Below are 18,072 nucleotides of genomic sequence, written 5' to 3' on the forward strand. Positions count from 1 at the left end.
CACCCCGAGTTAACGCCCAAAAAAGAACATCACACTTCAGGATAATTGGGAATTAAATACTTCACACAGATGATTTTCTGTATGACAGCCCGGTATCAGTTTGACGATTTTACAATCCGCCAAACAGTGGACGATTGTTGTGTCTTGCCTGAACGGTGGCCGCTTGCCGTGATCACGGCATAGATCCCTGACATACCGTTGGAGTACCTTAACCACTCACACCAAACCAGTGGCCGACGAGATCGGTCAAAGCCATCGCCAACGCCCCCCAAAATGTCACTCTGGCAGCGCCGATAGCCATGGGCGCACCCCCGGCACGGGCAGCCAATCCGCCTAATACAGCGAGGCATATCAGCGACAGGCCGGCAATGACCGGGATGCGGTGATTATCCGGCGCCACCACAACCGCCAATAGGGGCAGTGCCGCACCGACGGTAAAGGTAGCAGCCGACGAGAGCGCCGCCTGGATGGGTCTGGCACGGGCTCTATCGATGATACCCAGTTCATCTCTGGCATGGGCTTCCAGGGCATCGTGTGCCATCAGTTGCTCGGCAACCTGCTGGGACAGTTCGGCGTCGAGTCCACGCTGTTGATAGATCGTGGCCAATTCCATCAGCTCAAACTCTCTGTGTTCATCCAGATGTTGCGCTTCCAGTTCCAGATCGGCTTTTTCCGTATCGGCCTGGGAACTCACCGAGACGTATTCGCCGGCGGCCATCGACATGGCGCCGGCCACCAATCCGGCAATGCCGGCGATAAGAATGCTTTCATAGGATGACGCGGCGGCCGCCACACCGATCACCAAACTGGCAGTCGATACGATTCCGTCGTTCGCACCCAACACAGCCGCCCGTAACCAACCGATGCGGTGTGATTTATGCGCTTCATTATGGGGGCTGCCTGTTCCAGAATTGATCGCCATCATCCACCACTCCGGTTACCCTGCATTCACTATGGCAAGTAGCCGACCACTGTCACGGGTCCTCTATTATTCCCACTCCAGTTCGCTATAGACCTGCTGTGCGTTACGCCCCGCCAGCGTGTCAAAATTCAGCAGATAGCGAAAAACCGACTGATCTATTTTTCCCAGCGTGGTCATATCGCCGCCCTGCTCCATAAAGGCCTTCACCGACTGTCTCAGGAATACCAAGTAGTCATAGGTATCTTTGGTGGCCCGCTCCAGGGTGGTCGGTCGGCCATGTCCCGGCACCACCACCTCGGGTTTCAAGGCCGCCAGGGCTTCAAACACCTTTATCCAACTCTTGCTGTTGGATTGCCCCCCCACACCCAACATACGTTCCGTATAGACAATATCACCGGTAAACAGGATACGTTGCGCGGGCAACCAGACAAAGCTGTCGCCCGGCGTGTGTGCCGGCCCTGCATGAACAATTTCGATCTCCACGCCGCCAAGCGCCAGTGTGGTTTTATCACGGAAGGTTTCATCGGCATAGCTGGCCTCCGTTCCTGCCGTGCCTGCCTGACCGACCAATGCATCCAGTTGGATAAACTGGTCCCGGCTGCGCGCCCGTTGATCAGCCACCGCCTGCTCACTGGCCAAGACACGGGCACCCAGGCTTTTGAAATAGCCATTGCCCATCCAGCGATGATCCTGGCCGCCGGTATTAATGACGATCCGGACAGGCTTGTCGGTAATGCGCTTGATCAAGGAATGGATGCGCTGTGCCCCCTGGAAGGTGCCGCCCGGATCGATCACCACCACACCGTCGGCTGTTACGATAACGCCGAACGTGGCGTTGTTACCCAGATTTTCAGGGGTACGGTTACCCAGTTCACCCACTATCGCATAGATATTGTCCGCCAGCTTGTGCAGCACCAAATCATCTGCCAGTAATGGACCGGAGAACCATAACAACGTACAGGAGAATAAGAGGTATTGAATTTTTTTCATCGGATTGTCGACCTTCTGCTACGACACCCAGTTCTTGGTCAAGCCATATGCCCACGCAACACGGTCCGCGTCAAGTGGACCACCACGCGCGCACCCACACAGCCAGCGGTAACCCGTTCACCGAGCAGTAGGCACAGGGGCACGTATATCAATCGGGGACGGTCATTCCGTTCGAAATCTGGGGCACCGCTTTTTGACGGCCGGTGATCGCAAACGCCTCACACCGGTTCACTGCCAACATGGCTGGAGAGAACCCGTATCAGATTTCCGGCCGGCTCGCGGATATTGAAGCTGGAGTGGATAGTACCCGGTTCGATTGGTGAGGGATTCAGCCCCTGGTCGACAAACTGCCGATGGGTCCTCTCCAGATCTTCGACCATCAGATCGAAATCGGCCTCCCCGGGGGTAAATTCAACCACCTGGGTTAGTATCAGGTGAGTGCCACCACGCAGCTCGAATATGGCATATTTATCCCCCTGCTCCACCAGGCGAATACCCATCCGCCGCAAGAAATCGGCGGTCAGGTCAAGCTGGTCGGTGGCCAAAAAAATATGGCCCACCCAGAAAGGGGGGCGATTCTCAGTATGCGGCATCGTTATCACTCTTATAAATTGGCTACTCGCTATAGCATAGCCGTTTCTACCGATCCGGTTTACGGGAGGCCACCCGCCAATCTGACTGGCCCGTTTTAGGCAGCCGGTGCGCCGGGGACGCTGATTACTCTGATTGAGATTGCCCAATATCCACACAACCTTGAATCCGGATCTTGTAGTAACCCCTTAATAGAAATTAAATTCTTGGTTTTCTGGGATCAAGATCAAACGTAGCCGGGTAAAAAAAAATCCGGTATCGTTGCCTGCCTGTTTTTCAATCGAATTTGGGTAGCGAACAATGAGCAAACCTTTTGTCGCAGTTCTGATGGGATCCGACTCGGACCTGCCGGTACTTCAGTCTACGATGGATGTTCTCAAATCCCTCGGCATCCCCTTTGAGGCGAAGATCACCTCTGCGCATCGCACTCCGGATGCCACCCACCGCTATGTAAAGGACGCCGATGATCGCGGTTGTGCCGCCTTTATCTGTGCGGCCGGACTGGCGGCACACCTGGCCGGCACAGTGGCCGGCCTGACGCTGAAACCGGTAATCGGCATTCCACTGGATGCCGGCCCCCTGCAAGGAATGGATGCACTGCTTTCCACCGTACAGATGCCGGGCGGCATTCCGGTAGCCACCGTGGCGGTCGGCAAGGCGGGTGCCAAGAATGCCGGCTATCTGGCGGCACAGATTCTGGCACTGTCGGATACGGATCTGGCGGCACGAATCAGGGCGGATCGTGAAGCCAACGCCGCCGAAGTGATCAAGAAGGACACCAAGCTACAAGCCAGCCTCTGAGTCCGAGTGCGTATGCACGAGACAATCAATCCCTGGAAGTTACGCGAGGCCGTACGCAGTTTTAACCGCGGCGGCCTCATTGCCTACCCGACCGAGGCGGTCTATGGCCTTGGCTGCGATCCCCTGAATGCCCAAGCCATGGAAGCCCTTCTGGGATTAAAGCAGCGCCCGATGGAAAAGGGTGTGATCCTGATAGCTGCCGACTTTGAACAGCTACGCCCCTTTATCAAGCCCTTGGCCGAGCCGTTGATGGAGCAGATCTTCGCCAGCTGGCCAGGCCCCAATACTTGGCTGTTACCGGCCGCCGACAACCTGCCGTTCTGGTTGACCGGCGTACACACCAGTATCGCGGTGCGGGTTACGGCCCATCCCCTGGCCGCCGCCCTGTGCCGCGCCTGCCAATCGCCACTGGTCTCCACCAGCGCCAACCGTAGCGGCCAGCACCCGGCCAAATCGGCGCTTCAGGTCCGTCTACGCCTGGGCAATCGGGTCGACTGCATCCTCTCCGCCCCCCTCGGCGGAAACCGGACCCCATCGACTATTCGCGACGGGGCAACCGGCAGGATTATTCGCCACTAGGCGAATACCAGTGCGGATATCGGCAGGAAAACATATCGGGAGATAAAAAAAACGGACTCATCTGGGGAGGGGATGAGCCCGAAAGCGCCGTTTAAGCGCCGGAGGAGTTGCATTGGGGAGCTGTAACAACAACCCCCCTACTGCGACGATGTACCCTTTGCCATATCTGGTTCATCGAAAAAAACCGTTAACTGGAGCCTTCGTTATTTATAACGGCTAGCCCTGATAAAACTGTAGACATTTTTTTGACTTTTTGCAGTTTTTTACATTTTTGCCGCCTGATTCAGGTTGAACTATTGGCCGCAACCCGTTTCACCCGGCTATCGTTGAGCTCGGTTATCCGATCGATCAAGCCGCGCATGCCGCTACGACGCACCTCTTTGGCAAAGCTGGTGCGGTAATTGGTCACCAGGCTAATCCCCTCGATCTTGACGTCATAAGCCTTCCAGTCCCCATCCTTGATGTGCATGCGATAAACCACATCCACCGGTGGTGCACCGGTCCGTTTCACTTGGGTATGCACCGCCACATCATCATCCCCCTCGTTCATACGCAGTGGGGTATAACTGATCTCCCAGCCCTGGAATTCCTTGAAGGCCGTAGAGTAAGTCCTTACTAACAGGCGCTGGAACTGCCGGGAAAAGGCCTGTTTCTGCTCATCCGTAGCCCGGCGCCAGTATTTGCCCAGCACCAAACTGGATACATGACCAAAATCGATATTGGGCACCAACACGTCATTGGCCAGCCGATACACTAAGGCCGGATCGTCCTGCAACTGCTGCTGATTATCCATCAGCACCTGCTGCAGTTGATCCGAAATGCGTTGGATCACCTGTTGAGGTCCGGTCAGCTCTTCCGCCGCCACAGCCAGGGGTAAACAGACCAGCAGCATCAGCAACATGAACGGCTGGCGTGCGATTGCAATCAAACCTGATTTTCCCATCTTTTTAATTCTCCATGAGCCCTGTTGACCCATCGCCAGGGGGTTATAAACATTCGGTATCGATATCCGGATCACGCATTCTGTAGCGGACGCTAACAGGCTTTCTTTATAGCCAAGGGACGATTTGCTGGGATAAAGAATTCTATTCCGCAATAACGGTCACGCTGACCGCGCAGAAGTGTAGACGGCGCCTTCATTATTCATTGCGCAATAATCCCGAGGCATTTGTAGGATTTTTCAGAAAGCGAGAAAACCGGCCGAAAAAGGGAATTAGTATCAGGTGGTGGAATCTGTCAGCGAAAAGTTCAATGCAGGTGCTCGGCCAGCCACTCCTCTATCCAATGTCCGGCGCGCGCCCCGCTGAAACGCCCCAACTCCTGCTTGCGATGAAACAGTATCACTGTGGGAAAACCGCGTAGCCGGTAGTGACCGGCCAGCTTCATGTTGTCGTCCACCTCAACCTTGGCCAGCAAAATGGCCCCCTCATGCCCGTTAATCACCCGCTCCAGAGCCGGCGCCAGGGCCAGGCAGGGCGAGCACCACTCCGCCCAGAAATCGACCAATACCGGCTGCTGTTCCGACGCCTCCAGTACTAGCTGCTCGAACCCCGCCACATCGACATCAAAAATATACGGCGACTTTTGCATACTTCCTCATCTCCAAACACCGGTTCCCGGCAATACGGCTGACAAAAACCGGGCAAAGATAGCACATCCGGCCAACTCTGAGTGGAGCCGCGCAGGGTGGTGCGGTATCGTATGGGATTGTTTAGCGAAACCACACCCTTCAACCCAGCTGCACGATGGAGCTTCACCCATGCAGAGTAAAACCGCCCTCTCCGCCCGCTATCCTGCCTCCCGTCCGCGCCGCATGCGCCGGGACGAATTCTCCCGCCGCCTGATGCGTGAAAACGGGCTGACGCCGGCCGATTTTATCTATCCGGTGTTTGTACTGGAAGGGAGTGGCGAACGGGAAGCGGTGGCTTCCATGCCGGGTGTGGAGCGCATGAGCATCGACCTGCTGGTGAAAGAGGCCAGGCAGGCCGCCGCCTTGGGCATCCCCGCCATGGCGCTGTTCCCGGTCACTCCGCAGAGTGCCAAATCGCTGGATGCGCGGGAAGCCTACAATCCGGACGGGCTGGCCCAGCGCGCGGTACGCGCCCTGAAGGACGCCGTACCCGACCTGGGAGTGATCACCGATGTCGCCCTGGACCCCTTCACGACCCACGGCCAGGATGGCCTGCTGGACAAAACCGGCTATGTGATGAATGACGAAACCGTTGAGGTACTGGTGCGCCAGGCGATCTCACACGCTGCGGCGGGTGCTGACGTGGTGGCCCCCTCCGACATGATGGACGGGCGCATCGGCGAAGTGCGCACGGCTCTCGAGTCGGCGGGCCACATCCACACCCGCATCCTCGCCTACTCGGCCAAATACGCGTCCAGCTTTTACGGCCCGTTCCGCGACGCCGTCGGTTCGGCGGCCAATCTGGGAGGCGGCAATAAATACACCTACCAGATGGACCCCGCCAACTCGGACGAGGCGCTGCGCGAGGTGGAGCTGGACCTGAACGAGGGCGCCGACATGGTGATGGTGAAGCCGGGCATGCCCTATCTGGATATCGTGCGCCGGGTCAAAGAGAGCTTCGGCGTACCGACCTTCGCCTATCAGGTGAGCGGCGAATACGCCATGCTCAAGGCGGCCAGTCTGAACGGCTGGCTGGATGAGCGGGCGGTAGTGCTGGAGGCGCTGCTCTGCTTCAAACGCGCTGGGGCCGACGGCATCCTCACCTATTTCGCCAAAACCGCCGCCGAGTGGTTGAACGAGTAACCACGGTACTCTGAGACATCCGGTGTCGGAATCAAGCCTGACTCCGACACCTCAACCCCTTTCCAACAGCAGAAACCGACCATGACCGACCGCTACGCCGTCATCGGCAATCCCATCGAGCACAGTAAGTCGCCCCTGATCCATCAGGCCTTCGCCAAACAGACCGGCGAAAAGCTGAGCTATGAACGGTTGCTGGGCAGATTGGATGGTTTCGACGCCGATGTGCGGGACTTCTTCGCCGCTGGCGGTAACGGCCTCAACGTCACCGTGCCATTCAAGGAACAGGCCTGGGCATTGGCGGATGAACGGACGCCCCGGGCCGAAAGCGCTGGCGCCGTGAACACCCTGATCCCGCTGGCAGATGGCCGGCTGCGTGGCGATAACACAGATGGCGCCGGTCTGGTACGGGACCTCAGCGTCAACCACGGCTGTCTGTTGGCCGGTTGCCGTATCCTGTTGCTGGGAGCCGGGGGTGCCTCCAAGGGTGTGGTGCGGCCGCTGCTGGAGTGCGGGCCTGAACAGCTGATGATCGCCAACCGGACCGCCCACAAGGCACGCCAACTGGCCGCGGACCTGCAGGAACTGGGACCGGTTCAGGGTGGCGGCCTGGATGAACTGGACGGGCGGCAGTTCGATCTGATCATCAACGGCACGGCGGCCGGCCTGCAAAATGAAGTACCGCCACTACCGGTGGATATCCTGGTAGCCGGTGGCTGGACCTACGACATGATGTACGGCAACGACCCGACCGCTTTCGTGCGCTGGGGCCGTCAGCAGGGGGCGGGGCAAGCGCTGGATGGCCTGGGCATGCTGGTGGAGCAAGCCGCCGAGGCGTTCTTCCTGTGGCGCGGGGTGCGGCCGGAGACCGCCCCGGTGATCGCCCAACTGCGCGGCTAGCCTATCCGGCGTTGCGGTATTTCTCGGCCAGCTTCACATAGTGGCCCGGTACATAGGCCAGAAAGGCCAACTCTTCATCCGTCAGCTTGCGCAGCCGCTTGGCCGGCGATCCGCACCAGAGATAGCCCCCCTCCAAGCGTTTCCCTTCGGTGACCAAACTGCCGGCCGCAAGAATGATGTCGGACTCCAGCACCGCACCATCCATGACGATTGAACCCATGCCGATCAGGCAGCGGTCACCAATGGTGCAACCGTGCAGCAGCACCTTATGCCCGGCGGTGACATCGTTGCCGATGGTCAGTGCATGGCCACCCGGCGAAGCGGGGTTGGCATGGGTGACATGCAGCACGCTGCCGTCCTGGATATTGGTCCGATTGCCGATACGGATGCTGTTCACATCGCCGCGGATCGCCGTCATCGGCCAGATCGAGGCGTAATCGCCAATCTCCACATCACCAATAATCACGGCGCTCGGATCGACCCATACCGATTCACCCAGTTTGGGCAACATACCGTCAAAGGGGCGGATATTGGACATGTGAATCTCCTGTTTGGGCGCCTGGAAGACAAAGGGCGTAGTCTACTGGCTCCTCCGCCGGAACAAAACCTCAACCCCTCCCCCGGCACCCTGCGTTGATCACCCCCGAACAAACCGGCTATGCTGACGATCGCGAGACCCGCCAACGGCTTTGATCGAGGGGACGGAATGACTGGCAACAATCTGCACAGCAGGCAATTTGGGGAGTGGCAGGGCGATCGGATCTGGCCCTCTGCCGGTTACAATCGACAAATCGAGCGGCTGAAGCAGGCAATTGGCCGGCAGATCTACCTGGTGGAGCTGAAGCAGGAGGCGATCAACCTGGGTATCCGTTATTCGGACACCCCGTTCGAACTGGTTGCCGTGATCGATTTCCCCCGCCCCGATCCGGCCCGGGGGCTGGCCCCGCACCTGATCCTGCTGGATGACGGCCGCGGTATCAATCTGGGTCGCATCGCCCGCATCACCCTCGACACCCCCTACAGCCCGCCGACCGAGAATATCCTGTACCAGGAATCGTTCCTGGTGGAACGGCTGTTGCTGCGGGAAAGACGCCTCAGCGAGGCATCCATTGCCGAGCGCTCCAAGCTGCTTCTGGGCCGCTTCCTGGGCAAGCGGCCAAACAAACAGCTGACCGGGGAATAAGCCGCTATCAGGCTTAGTTGCACTGGCAGGATGGTGCACGATTTTGTGCCCAGGTGGATGCCACTTTACAACGTAATAACGGGGCACAAACCAGGTACCTATCCTGCTGCCCGGGTATGCGTTCCCACGCGGGGCGTGGGAACGAGGAAGGTATGGGGCTTGCCCCGACGAAGATCGGGAATAACAGCTGGTAGGGCGGGCGCACGTTTCGCAATCCCCGCCGAATGGTATAGTGATCGCATAACAAAAACCGCTCACCGGGAGAGCCGCTATGGATATTGGAACATTCGTTACCCTGGGTATTCTGGCCGTAGTCGCCTTCTACGCCATCGCCATCTACAACGGCCTGGTTAACCTGAAGCACGGCGTCAGCAAGGCGTGGGCCAATATCGATGTGCTGATGAAACAGCGTCATGACGAACTGCCCAAGCTGGTAGAGACCTGCAAACAGTACATGCAGTATGAACAGGAGACCCTGGAGCGGGTGATGCAGGCACGCGCGGCTGTCTCCAGCGCCCGGGAACAGGGCGATATCGGCGCCCTGGGCGGCGCCGAGAACCAATTGCGCCTAGGGCTGGGCAATCTGTTTGCGGTGGCCGAAGCCTACCCGGACCTGAAAGCCAACGAAACCTTTCAGCATCTGCAGAGCCGTATCTCCGGCCTGGAGAACAGCATCGCCGACCGCCGCGAGTTCTACAACGAAAGTGTCAACAACAACAATGTGCGCATCGAACAGTTTCCGGATCTGATTGTCGCCCGCCTGTTCAACTTCAAGGCCGCCGAGCTGCTGGAGTTCTCCGCTGAAGAGAAACAGGATGTGGACATGAAATCCCTGTTCAACGGATGAGCCTGAGCGAGCAGTTTCTCCATCTCTCACAGGTGGAGTTCTGGGCACTGCTACTTTTCTGCGGTATTGCCGCCCTGGCCGGGTTTTACTTCGCTTTTCGCTGGCTGGGTCGCGCCCGTCTCATTGAGGATGCCCCGACGGCGAAAATCCGCTCCGCCCACCAGGGCTATGTGGAACTGGTCGGCAATGCCCGCCTGATGGATGGGGAAGCCATTTTCGCTCCCCTCACCGGCATAGACTGCTGCTGGTATCGCTACAAAATCGACAAGCGGGGCGATAAAAACTGGCGCACCCTGGAGAGCGACACCAGCGACGCCCTGTTTCTGCTGGAAGACGAGACCGGCCATTGCCTGGTAGACCCGGAAGGGGCCGAAGTGACCCCCAGTGACCGCAGCGTCTGGTATGGCAGTGCGCGATATCCGCTGGATCGGACGCCCGCCCGGCACCGGCTGCAACGAACACCGCTGTTATCACTGCTCGGTGTACTGAACCGGGAGATCGGCTACGGTCACTACCGCTACACGGAGGAGCGCATCTACCCCGGTGACCGGCTCTACGCCATCGGCCTGTTCAAGAGCCTGGACGAGCTGGATCATCGACAGAGCCAGACAGAACTGATACGGGGTCTACTGCAAGACTGGAAGCGCGACCGCGCCCAACTGCTGGCCCGCTTCGATCTGAACCGTGACGGCGAAATCGACGCTCGCGAATGGGAGACGGCACGTAAGGCCGCCCAGACCCAGGCGCGCATGGCGCAAAAGGAGCAGCAGCGGCATAGCCTCCAGCATAGACTCAGTGCTCCCGACTCCCGGCATCAACCCTTCCTGCTCTCCACGCTGGCCGAATTCGACCTGGTACGACGCTACCGTCTCAAGGCATTCGTCGCCATCGCACTGTTTTTCATCACCGGTTCCGCCGCCGTGTGGATGCTCGGCCTGCGTCTGAGCCAGTAGGTACAGCGACGAGGGCCGGTGCCAATACGAATGTAGGGGCAATCCCCTGTGGTTGCCCTGCTACCGGATGGTAACTGCCAGCGGGCAGGCACGGGGGCCTACCCCTACCACCCATCGATGCCAGAACCCGCCGGCAAAGGCCTCTCACCCCGGGATTCGATTTATGTAAGAATAGGCGATCAATGCCGTATCCCATCGGAGAACCCGTACACCATGGATAACCCCCTGCTGCATCTGGAGGGACTCCCCCCCTTCAGCCAAATACGTGCCGAACATGTCGAACCGGCTATCGACCAGTTGCTGGCCGAGAGCCGTACACTGACCGAAAAACGGCTGGCCCAGACCCCGCCCTTCACCTGGGCCAATCTGGTGGAGCCGCTGGAGATCATGGAGGACCGTATCAACCGTACCTGGTCGCCGGTGAGCCATCTCAACTCGGTGCTGAACAGTGATGAACTGCGCCAAGCCTATAACGCCTGCCTGCCCAAGCTCTCCGATTACGGCACCGAGATGGGCCAGAACGCCGAACTGTACGCCGCCTACAAAGCGGTGTATGAAAACGACACCGCCCTGGATGGCGCCCAACGCAAGTTGCTGGAAAACGCCCTGCGCGATTTCCACCTCTCCGGTGTCGATCTGCCGGCCGATAAAAAGCAACGCTTCAAAGAGATCAGCCAGGAACTCTCCAGCCTGACCAGCAAATACAGCGAAAACGTACTGGACGCCACCAATGCCTGGAGCAAGTTGATCACGGATGAAGCGGAGTTGGCGGGACTACCGGGGAGTGCGCTGGGGCTGGCCCGGCAAACCGCCGAACAGCGCGGCGAGAGCGGTTGGATGCTGACCCTCGACTTCCCCTCCTACATGCCGGTGATGACCTATGCCGACAATCGGGCGCTGCGCCGCGAGCTGTACGAAGCCTACGCCACCCGCGCCTCGGACCAGGGGCCCAACGCAGGCAAATGGGACAATAGCGAGGTGATGGAACAGATCCTGCGTCTACGCCATGAACAGTCGCTGATCCTCGGCTTCGACAACTACGCCGAACGCTCCATGGCACGCAAGATGGCACCCGGTACCGATCGGGTGATCGAATTTCTCACCGACCTGGCCGAACGCTCGCGCCCCCAGGCACAGAAAGAGCTGGCGGAGTTGACCGCCTTCGCCCGCGAACAGCACGGTATCGAGACACTGGAAGCGTGGGACATCGGCTACTACGGCGAAAAGCTGCGCCAACACCGCTACGCCATCACCCAGGAGGAGCTGAAACCCTACTTCCCGGAAGACCGGGTACTCAGTGGCCTGTTCGCGGTGGTACAGAAGCTGTACGGCATTCAGATCAGCGAGGTGGCGGAGTTCCAGAGCTGGCACCCCACGGTGCGTTTTTTCGAAATCCGCGATGCCGACGGTCACCTGCAGGGCCAGTTCTACCTCGATCTCTATGCGCGCCAGAACAAGCGCGGCGGCGCCTGGATGGATGAGTGCATCGTGCGTATGTTCACCCCCAGTTGCGACCAGATCCCGGTCGCCTACCTAGTGTGCAACTTCTCACCCCCAGTGGGTGACAAACCGGCCCTGTTCACCCACGACGAAGTGGAAACCCTGTTCCACGAATTCGGCCACGGCCTGCATCATCTGCTGACCCGGGTCGACTACCCTGGCGTGGCCGGCATCAACGGCGTCGCCTGGGACGCGGTGGAGCTGCCCAGCCAGTTTATGGAGAACTGGTGCTGGGAGCGCGAAGCGCTGGACCTGTTCGCCGCCCACTACGAGAGCGGTGAAAAGCTGCCCCAGGCACTGTACGACAAGATGATGGCCGCCAAGAATTTCCAGTCCGGCATGCAGATGGTGCGACAACTGGAGTTCAGCCTGTTTGACTTCCGCATGCACCGCGAGTACGACCCGCAGCAGGGCGGGCGCATCTACCAGATCCTCGACGAGGTTCGACAGCAGGTGGCGGTGATCATACCTCCCGCCTTCAACCGCTTTGCCCACGGCTTCTCGCACATCTTCGCCGGCGGCTACGCGGCCGGCTACTACAGTTACAAGTGGGCCGAAGTGCTCTCCGCCGACGCCTTCTCCCTGTTTGAGGAGAAGGGTATTTTCGACCCGGAGACCGGGCGCGCCTTCCTGCACAACATTCTGGAACAGGGCGGCTCCAAGGATGCCATGGAACTGTTCATCGCCTTCCGCGGCCGCGAGCCGCAGATCGATGCCCTGCTACGCCATAGCGGGATCAGCGCATGAGGAGAAAAGAGAGTAAGGGCCGGCTGCTGGCCCTGTTGATCGGATCGGCACTGATGGGTAGCGTGCTGATGGGAACCGCACAGGGGGCGCGCATCACTGACAAACTGCTTGCCGGACTCTATGCCAGTCCGAAAGTCACCGACCAACCGACTCGAGTATTGCCCAGCGACACGCCGCTGGAACGACTGGAAAAGAGCGGTGACTTCACCAAGGTGCGGTTAGGGGACGGCAGCGAAGGCTGGGTAGAGAGCCGTTTCATCACTGACGAGAAGCCGGCCCGGGTGATGCTGCTGGAACTGCAGGCGAAATCCAGTCAACTGCAGCAAAAGCTGCGGGATGCCGAACGCCAACTTAAGGCCATGGGGAAAGAGGCCACAGAACCGGGTAGCCAAACCGACGATCCGGAACTGATCGAGCTAAAGCGACAACTGGCCGATGTGAAGGCGGAGAATGAGCTATTGAAACGTGAACGGGAAGCCGTTAACGGCCAGCCGGACAACAACGAAAAGCTTGCCCAGCGCATCGCCGAGCTGGAACAACAGCTCGCCAACGCCACCCCGTCAGCAGCCAAGCCCGCCGAAGAAGATGAATTGAAAAGCGCCCGGGAAGCCAATCGGCAGTTACAGCAACGCCTGGAGCAGATCGCCCGTATCGCCGGCTCACCGGAAGCGACCATCACCACACCCGATGAGAACGCCGCAGGCACATTTCAGGCCTGGGAGCTGCCGCTGCTGTTACTGGCTATGCTATTCAGCTTTATCGGTGGCGTGGCATTTAAAAACTACCGTCTGGCAAAACGCTACGGCGGCTTCCGGATTTAGGGCCTGCTAACACTCTGACATTATGAAATATTCGGACCTGCGCGACTTTATCGAAAAACTGGAAACCCTGGGTGAGCTGAAACGGATCAGCGTCGAGGTGGACCCTAATCTGGAAGTAACCGAAATCTGTGACCGTACCCTGCGGGCCGGCGGCCCGGCACTGCTGTTCGAGCGGGTTAAAGGCTCCGACTACCCGCTCCTGGGCAACCTGTTCGGTACCCCGCGCCGGGTGGCCCTCGGCATGGGTGAAGAGTCGGTGGAGGCGCTACGCGAGGTAGGCAAGCTACTGGCGATGCTGAAGGAGCCGGAACCACCCAAAGGGATGAAGGATGCCTGGTCCAAGCTGCCGGTGTTTCGCAAAGTGCTGGATATGGCGCCCAAAGAGATCAAGCACCCGCCCTGCCAAGCGGTGGTGAGTGAGGGCGACGCGGTGGACCTGGGGGCACTGCCGGTGCAGACCTGCTGGCCGGGCGACGCCGGTCCGCTCATCACCTGGGGCCTGGTCATTACCCGCGGCCCGGAGAAGAGCCGCCAGAACCTGGGGATCTACCGCATGCAGGTAATCGGTCCTAACCGGGTGATCATGCGCTGGCTGTCACACCGTGGCGGCGCCCTGGACTTCCGCGACTGGCAGCAGCGCCATCCGGGCGAACCCTTTCCGGTCAGTGTCGCCCTGGGGGCCGACCCGGCCACTATCCTGGCGGCGGTCACCCCGGTACCGGACAGCCTCTCCGAGTACGCCTTCGCCGGCCTGCTGCGCGGCAGTCGCACCGAGGTGGCCCGCTGCCTGGGCAATGACCTGCAGGTGCCGGCCTCGGCCGAATTCGTGCTGGAGGGTTACCTCTATCCCGGTGACACAGCCCCGGAAGGGCCGTTCGGCGATCACACCGGCTACTATAACGAGGTGGACCAGTTCCCGGTATTCACAATCGAACGCATCACCCAACGGCGCAATCCGATCTATCACAGTACCTATACCGGACGCCCTCCCGATGAGCCGGCCATCCTGGGAGTCGCGCTGAACGAAGTGTTTGTACCGATCCTGCAGAAACAGTTCCCGGAAATCGTCGATTTTTACCTGCCGCCGGAGGGCTGCTCCTACCGCATGGCGGTGGTATCGATGAAAAAGCAGTACCCCGGCCACGCCAAGCGCGTGATGCTGGGTATCTGGTCTTTCCTGCGCCAGTTCATGTACACCAAGTTTGTCATCGTCACCGATGACGATGTGAATGTGCGGGACTGGAACGATGTGATCTGGGCCATGACCACCCGGATGGATCCGGCTCGGGACACGACACTGATCGAAAACACGCCGATCGATTATCTCGACTTTGCCTCGCCGGTCTCCGGCCTCGGCTCCAAGATCGGTTTCGACGCCACCAACAAATGGCCGGGAGAGACCCAACGCGAGTGGGGTCGTCCCATCACCATGGACACGACCATCAAACAGCGGGTAGATGAAATCTGGGATAGTCTGGACATTCAACTCCCGGGAGATTGAATCGCCCTACCGGTCTAGGGCTATAATTGCGGACCATCGAAAACAAGAATCGAGGAGGAGTGGACATGCGCACTATCATGTTGATGAATGCCAAGGGGGGCTGCGGTAAGACCACGCTGGCGACCAATATCGCCACCTGGTTTGCCGATGAGGGCGCAACGGTTGCACTCGCCGATTTTGATCCACAGGGCTCTTCCCTGGACTGGTTGGAGGCACGTAAGGATTACGCGGGCATTCCCACCATCGAAGGTATCGATGCCACCCAGAGTCCGGTGAAACCACCGCGGGGCACCGACTTTCTGATCATGGATGCACCCGCCGGCACCCACGGTGCCGAGATCAACAGAATGTTGAAACAGGTGCAAACGCTGATCGTACCGGTGCTCCCCTCCCCGATCGATATGCGCGCCTGCCGACGTTTTCTGGAAGAGTTGTTGAGCAGTGGCCGGGTGTCACGACATCAAACCCAGATCGCCATCGTGGCCAACCGGACACGGGAAAATACCCTGATCTACCGGCAGCTGAATGAGTATCTGGCCCATCTGGACCTCCCGTTCCTCACCCACCTGCGGGAGAGCCAAAATTACATCCGTGCCGCCGAGCGGGGCTTGGGCATTTTTGAGATGGCCCCGTCCCAGGTGTGGCAGGACATTGAGCTGTGGGATCCGATCCTGGAGTGGCTGGAGACGCATTAGCCTATATCGGGGCAGGCCCCGTGCCTGCCCTTTTTCAACGGTGCCGCCATTGTCCGGGCAACCACGGGGGGTTGCCCCTACAGATTAAACCCACCATCTGATCACCGCCCACCAAACCATCATATGCGTGTATCCATGTTGATAAAGGTCTGGAACGCATACACTCACCACCGGTACGATACGTAGGGGCAGGCCCCTGTGCCTGCCCTTTTCAACAGTGCCGCCATCGTCCGGCGACCACAGGGACTGCCCCTGGCAAGAGAACCTACAGACGGATGCCTACGCCTGAGCCATCGCGCATTGACCAGACAAATTCACCGGCACCCCTCCAGCCCGCTCACCAGATCCGGGTAGCGTAGCGTCACCCCCAGCTCCCGTTGCAGCTTGCCACTATCCAGCCGTCGCGATTCGCGCAGATACGACAGCATACCGGCGGAGAGTTGCGAATCGGCATCCGCCAGTGCGATCTGGGGTGGACGGGGCAAGCCGGCCCAATCGGCCACTTGGTTAAAGTAGTCGGTCATATTCCCGGGAACGCCGTCACTCACGTTGTAGACCTCGCCGCTACCGCCCCGCGCCATCGCCGCCAGGCAGACCTGCACCAGATCGTGGATATGGATGCGGTTGGTATAGGGCGCCTCTGACTCCAACACCGTCGGCTCACCCCGCTGCAGCCGCTCCAGCGGCAGTTTGCCGGGTCCATAGATACCTGCCACCCGCAAAACAACCAGTTCCCCACCGCTGTCCCGGCTCCAGGCACGAAACCGCTGCTCGCCATCCCAACGGCGCCGGGCTCGATCCACCTGGGGATTGGCCGGTCGGGTTTCATCCACCCAATCGCCGCCACAGTCACCATAGACCCCGGTGGTGCTGAGATACACCACCCGCCTGGGCTGACCCACACGTTCAAACCCCTCAATCAACGCGCTTACCCGGGTCTCTTCCTCCCCGTGTCGGGGCGGGGGAGCAAAGTAGAAAAGTGCCCTATCCTGCAACTGAATCGCCGCCGATACCGGCTGGTCCAGGTCGTGCAGGACCGCTGTGATACCGGCAGCACGCAACGCCGCGACGCTGGACGCTGTACGCACGACACCGGTAACCGGCATCGCCTGTTGCAGATAGGCCAACGCCACCCGTGTGCCCAGATATCCGCAGCCTATAATCACTTTATGCGTTATCATCTTTGTATTTCGCAGTAAAATAGTAGAGAATTTCCCGATACCCCAATGAAAATCGAAGGAATTTTATGAGTTTTGTAGTAACAGTAGAACCCAGTGGGCACACATTTACCACAGAAAAGGGGGAGAGCATCCTTGAGGCCGCAGACCGCCACGGCATCTCCCTGCCCTATGGCTGTCGTAACGGCGCCTGTGGCAGCTGTGCCAGCACCCTGGTATCCGGCACCGTGGTCTACCCCGACGACGATGAAATTATCACCAGCGACAAGCCGGATGACTACTGTCTGACCTGCCAGGCAATACCCACCAGCGACATCACTCTAAGGGCTCACGAGATTGAGAGTGAGGAAGATGAAGAGATTCGTGACCTGACTTGCACGGTCGCACAGATGGACCAGCTGTCGCACGACGTCATGCGCGTCTTCCTGCGCCTGCCTGACGATGAGCGGTTGCAATATCTGGCCGGCCAGTATCTCGACTTCATCCTGGAGGATGGCCGACGCCGCGCCTTCTCCATGGCCAACGCCCCACACGATGACGAACTGATTGAACTGCACATCCGGCATGTCCCGGGGGGAGAGTTCACCGACTACGTGTTCGAAGAGATGCAGGTGGGAAACAATCAGCAGATCGCCGCTCCCATGGGGGGCTTTTATCTGCGTGAGGACTCTGACCGACCGCTGATCTTTATGGCCGGAGGAACCGGATTCGCCCCTCTCAAGGCGGTGATCGAGCACGCTTTCCACATCGAAGATCCACGCCCCATTTACCTCTATTGGGGTGTACGCAGTAAACAGGATCTCTACCTCGGGGAGCTGGCTGAACAGTGGGCGCAACAGCACCCACAACTCCATTTCAAGGCAGTGCTGTCGGAACCGGATGCGGACTGGACCGGCGAACGGGGTTTTGTACATGAGGCGGTATTGAGGGACCACCCGGACATGAGTCCGTACGATCTCTACATGAGCGGTCCACCGGTGATGATTTTCGCCGCCCGCGATGCGTTTGCCGCTGCCGGACTGGATCAGGATCGGATGTATTCCGACGTGTTTGAATGGGCCCAGGACAATCCGAACAAATAGCCATTAACCCGG

19 protein-coding genes are annotated in these 18,072 nt (G+C 59.3%); 12 read left to right on the top strand and 7 right to left on the bottom strand.

Going from position 1 to position 18,072, the window contains the following annotated elements; translation table 11 throughout:
• Positions 1-208: 208 nt before the first annotated feature.
• The 3 genes from ACQY5R_RS07150 to ACQY5R_RS07160 all read right to left on the bottom strand — a co-directional run bounded on the left by ACQY5R_RS07150 (position 209) and on the right by ACQY5R_RS07160 (position 2,505).
• Positions 209-925: a VIT1/CCC1 transporter family protein gene (locus ACQY5R_RS07150; RefSeq protein ID WP_428606311.1), complete on the bottom strand. Its 717-nt coding sequence runs from the start codon at positions 923-925 to the stop codon at positions 209-211.
• A gap of 63 nt (positions 926-988) precedes the next feature.
• A complete protein-coding gene (locus tag ACQY5R_RS07155) occupies positions 989-1,912 on the bottom strand; it encodes an MBL fold metallo-hydrolase (protein WP_428606313.1) in 924 nt (307 codons plus the stop codon).
• Positions 1,913-2,130: 218 nt separating this feature from the next.
• On the bottom strand, positions 2,131-2,505 hold the full coding sequence (locus tag ACQY5R_RS07160; RefSeq protein ID WP_428606315.1) for a VOC family protein: 375 nt from the start codon (positions 2,503-2,505) through the stop codon (positions 2,131-2,133).
• A 298-nt stretch (positions 2,506-2,803) separates the two neighbouring features.
• Here ACQY5R_RS07160 and purE point away from each other — a divergent pair, with 298 nt between their 5' ends.
• Together purE and ACQY5R_RS07170 are read left to right on the top strand one after the other, a co-directional pair.
• A complete protein-coding gene (purE, locus tag ACQY5R_RS07165; protein ID WP_428606317.1) occupies positions 2,804-3,304 on the top strand; it encodes a 5-(carboxyamino)imidazole ribonucleotide mutase in 501 nt (166 codons plus the stop codon).
• Positions 3,305-3,316: 12 nt separating this feature from the next.
• Entirely contained in the window at positions 3,317-3,883 is a 567-nt protein-coding gene (locus ACQY5R_RS07170) for an L-threonylcarbamoyladenylate synthase (protein ID WP_428606319.1), read from the top strand.
• A 283-nt stretch (positions 3,884-4,166) separates the two neighbouring features.
• Here ACQY5R_RS07170 and ACQY5R_RS07175 read toward each other — a convergent pair whose 3' ends face one another.
• Both ACQY5R_RS07175 and ACQY5R_RS07180 read right to left on the bottom strand, forming a co-directional pair.
• On the bottom strand, positions 4,167-4,826 hold the full coding sequence (locus ACQY5R_RS07175) for an MlaC/ttg2D family ABC transporter substrate-binding protein (RefSeq protein WP_428606322.1): 660 nt from the start codon (positions 4,824-4,826) through the stop codon (positions 4,167-4,169).
• A 305-nt stretch (positions 4,827-5,131) separates the two neighbouring features.
• Positions 5,132-5,473, bottom strand: a complete 342-nt coding sequence (locus ACQY5R_RS07180) for a thioredoxin family protein (protein WP_428606323.1) — start codon at positions 5,471-5,473, stop codon at positions 5,132-5,134.
• A gap of 169 nt (positions 5,474-5,642) precedes the next feature.
• Between ACQY5R_RS07180 and hemB the strand changes: the two genes are divergently transcribed.
• On the top strand, positions 5,643-6,656 hold the full coding sequence (hemB, locus tag ACQY5R_RS07185) for a porphobilinogen synthase (RefSeq protein WP_428606325.1): 1,014 nt from the start codon (positions 5,643-5,645) through the stop codon (positions 6,654-6,656).
• An 81-nt stretch (positions 6,657-6,737) separates the two neighbouring features.
• A complete protein-coding gene (gene aroE, locus ACQY5R_RS07190; protein ID WP_428606328.1) occupies positions 6,738-7,553 on the top strand; it encodes a shikimate dehydrogenase in 816 nt (271 codons plus the stop codon).
• A gap of 1 nt (position 7,554) precedes the next feature.
• Here aroE and ACQY5R_RS07195 read toward each other — a convergent pair whose 3' ends face one another.
• A complete protein-coding gene (locus tag ACQY5R_RS07195; RefSeq protein ID WP_428606330.1) occupies positions 7,555-8,091 on the bottom strand; it encodes a gamma carbonic anhydrase family protein in 537 nt (178 codons plus the stop codon).
• A gap of 168 nt (positions 8,092-8,259) precedes the next feature.
• Between ACQY5R_RS07195 and ACQY5R_RS07200 the strand changes: the two genes are divergently transcribed.
• From ACQY5R_RS07200 to ACQY5R_RS07230, 7 genes are all read left to right on the top strand, one after another.
• The gene (locus tag ACQY5R_RS07200) at positions 8,260-8,736 is read left to right on the top strand and encodes a hypothetical protein (RefSeq protein WP_428606333.1); all 477 of its coding nucleotides are present in this window, start codon (positions 8,260-8,262) and stop codon (positions 8,734-8,736) included.
• A gap of 271 nt (positions 8,737-9,007) precedes the next feature.
• Positions 9,008-9,583, top strand: a complete 576-nt coding sequence (locus ACQY5R_RS07205) for a LemA family protein (RefSeq protein WP_428606335.1) — start codon at positions 9,008-9,010, stop codon at positions 9,581-9,583.
• Positions 9,580-10,536 carry a GIDE domain-containing protein gene (locus ACQY5R_RS07210; protein ID WP_428606337.1) on the top strand — a complete coding sequence of 319 codons (957 nt, stop codon included), beginning with the start codon at positions 9,580-9,582 and terminating at the stop codon, positions 10,534-10,536. The genes ACQY5R_RS07205 and ACQY5R_RS07210 overlap by 4 nt, the downstream gene beginning before the upstream one ends.
• A 213-nt stretch (positions 10,537-10,749) precedes the next feature.
• Positions 10,750-12,783: an oligopeptidase A gene (gene prlC / locus ACQY5R_RS07215; RefSeq protein ID WP_428606339.1), complete on the top strand. Its 2,034-nt coding sequence runs from the start codon at positions 10,750-10,752 to the stop codon at positions 12,781-12,783.
• Positions 12,780-13,604, top strand: a complete 825-nt coding sequence (locus ACQY5R_RS07220; protein ID WP_428606341.1) for a TIGR04211 family SH3 domain-containing protein — start codon at positions 12,780-12,782, stop codon at positions 13,602-13,604. The genes prlC and ACQY5R_RS07220 overlap by 4 nt, the downstream gene beginning before the upstream one ends.
• A gap of 22 nt (positions 13,605-13,626) precedes the next feature.
• A complete protein-coding gene (ubiD, locus tag ACQY5R_RS07225) occupies positions 13,627-15,105 on the top strand; it encodes a 4-hydroxy-3-polyprenylbenzoate decarboxylase (RefSeq protein WP_428606343.1) in 1,479 nt (492 codons plus the stop codon).
• Between the two features lie 65 nt (positions 15,106-15,170).
• Positions 15,171-15,800, top strand: a complete 630-nt coding sequence (locus ACQY5R_RS07230; RefSeq protein WP_428606346.1) for an AAA family ATPase — start codon at positions 15,171-15,173, stop codon at positions 15,798-15,800.
• A gap of 314 nt (positions 15,801-16,114) precedes the next feature.
• Here ACQY5R_RS07230 and ACQY5R_RS07235 read toward each other — a convergent pair whose 3' ends face one another.
• Positions 16,115-16,981 (bottom strand): SDR family oxidoreductase, encoded by an 867-nt coding sequence (locus ACQY5R_RS07235; RefSeq protein WP_428606349.1) that lies wholly within the window; start codon positions 16,979-16,981, stop codon positions 16,115-16,117.
• A 65-nt stretch (positions 16,982-17,046) separates the two neighbouring features.
• Here ACQY5R_RS07235 and ACQY5R_RS07240 point away from each other — a divergent pair, with 65 nt between their 5' ends.
• Complete coding sequence (locus ACQY5R_RS07240) at positions 17,047-18,060, top strand: CDP-6-deoxy-delta-3,4-glucoseen reductase (protein WP_428606352.1); 1,014 nt, start codon at positions 17,047-17,049, stop codon at positions 18,058-18,060.
• Positions 18,061-18,072 lie beyond the last annotated feature (12 nt).

The organism is Sedimenticola sp., assembly GCF_050289425.1.
Classification (GTDB): Bacteria; Pseudomonadota; Gammaproteobacteria; order Chromatiales; family Chromatiaceae; genus Sedimenticola.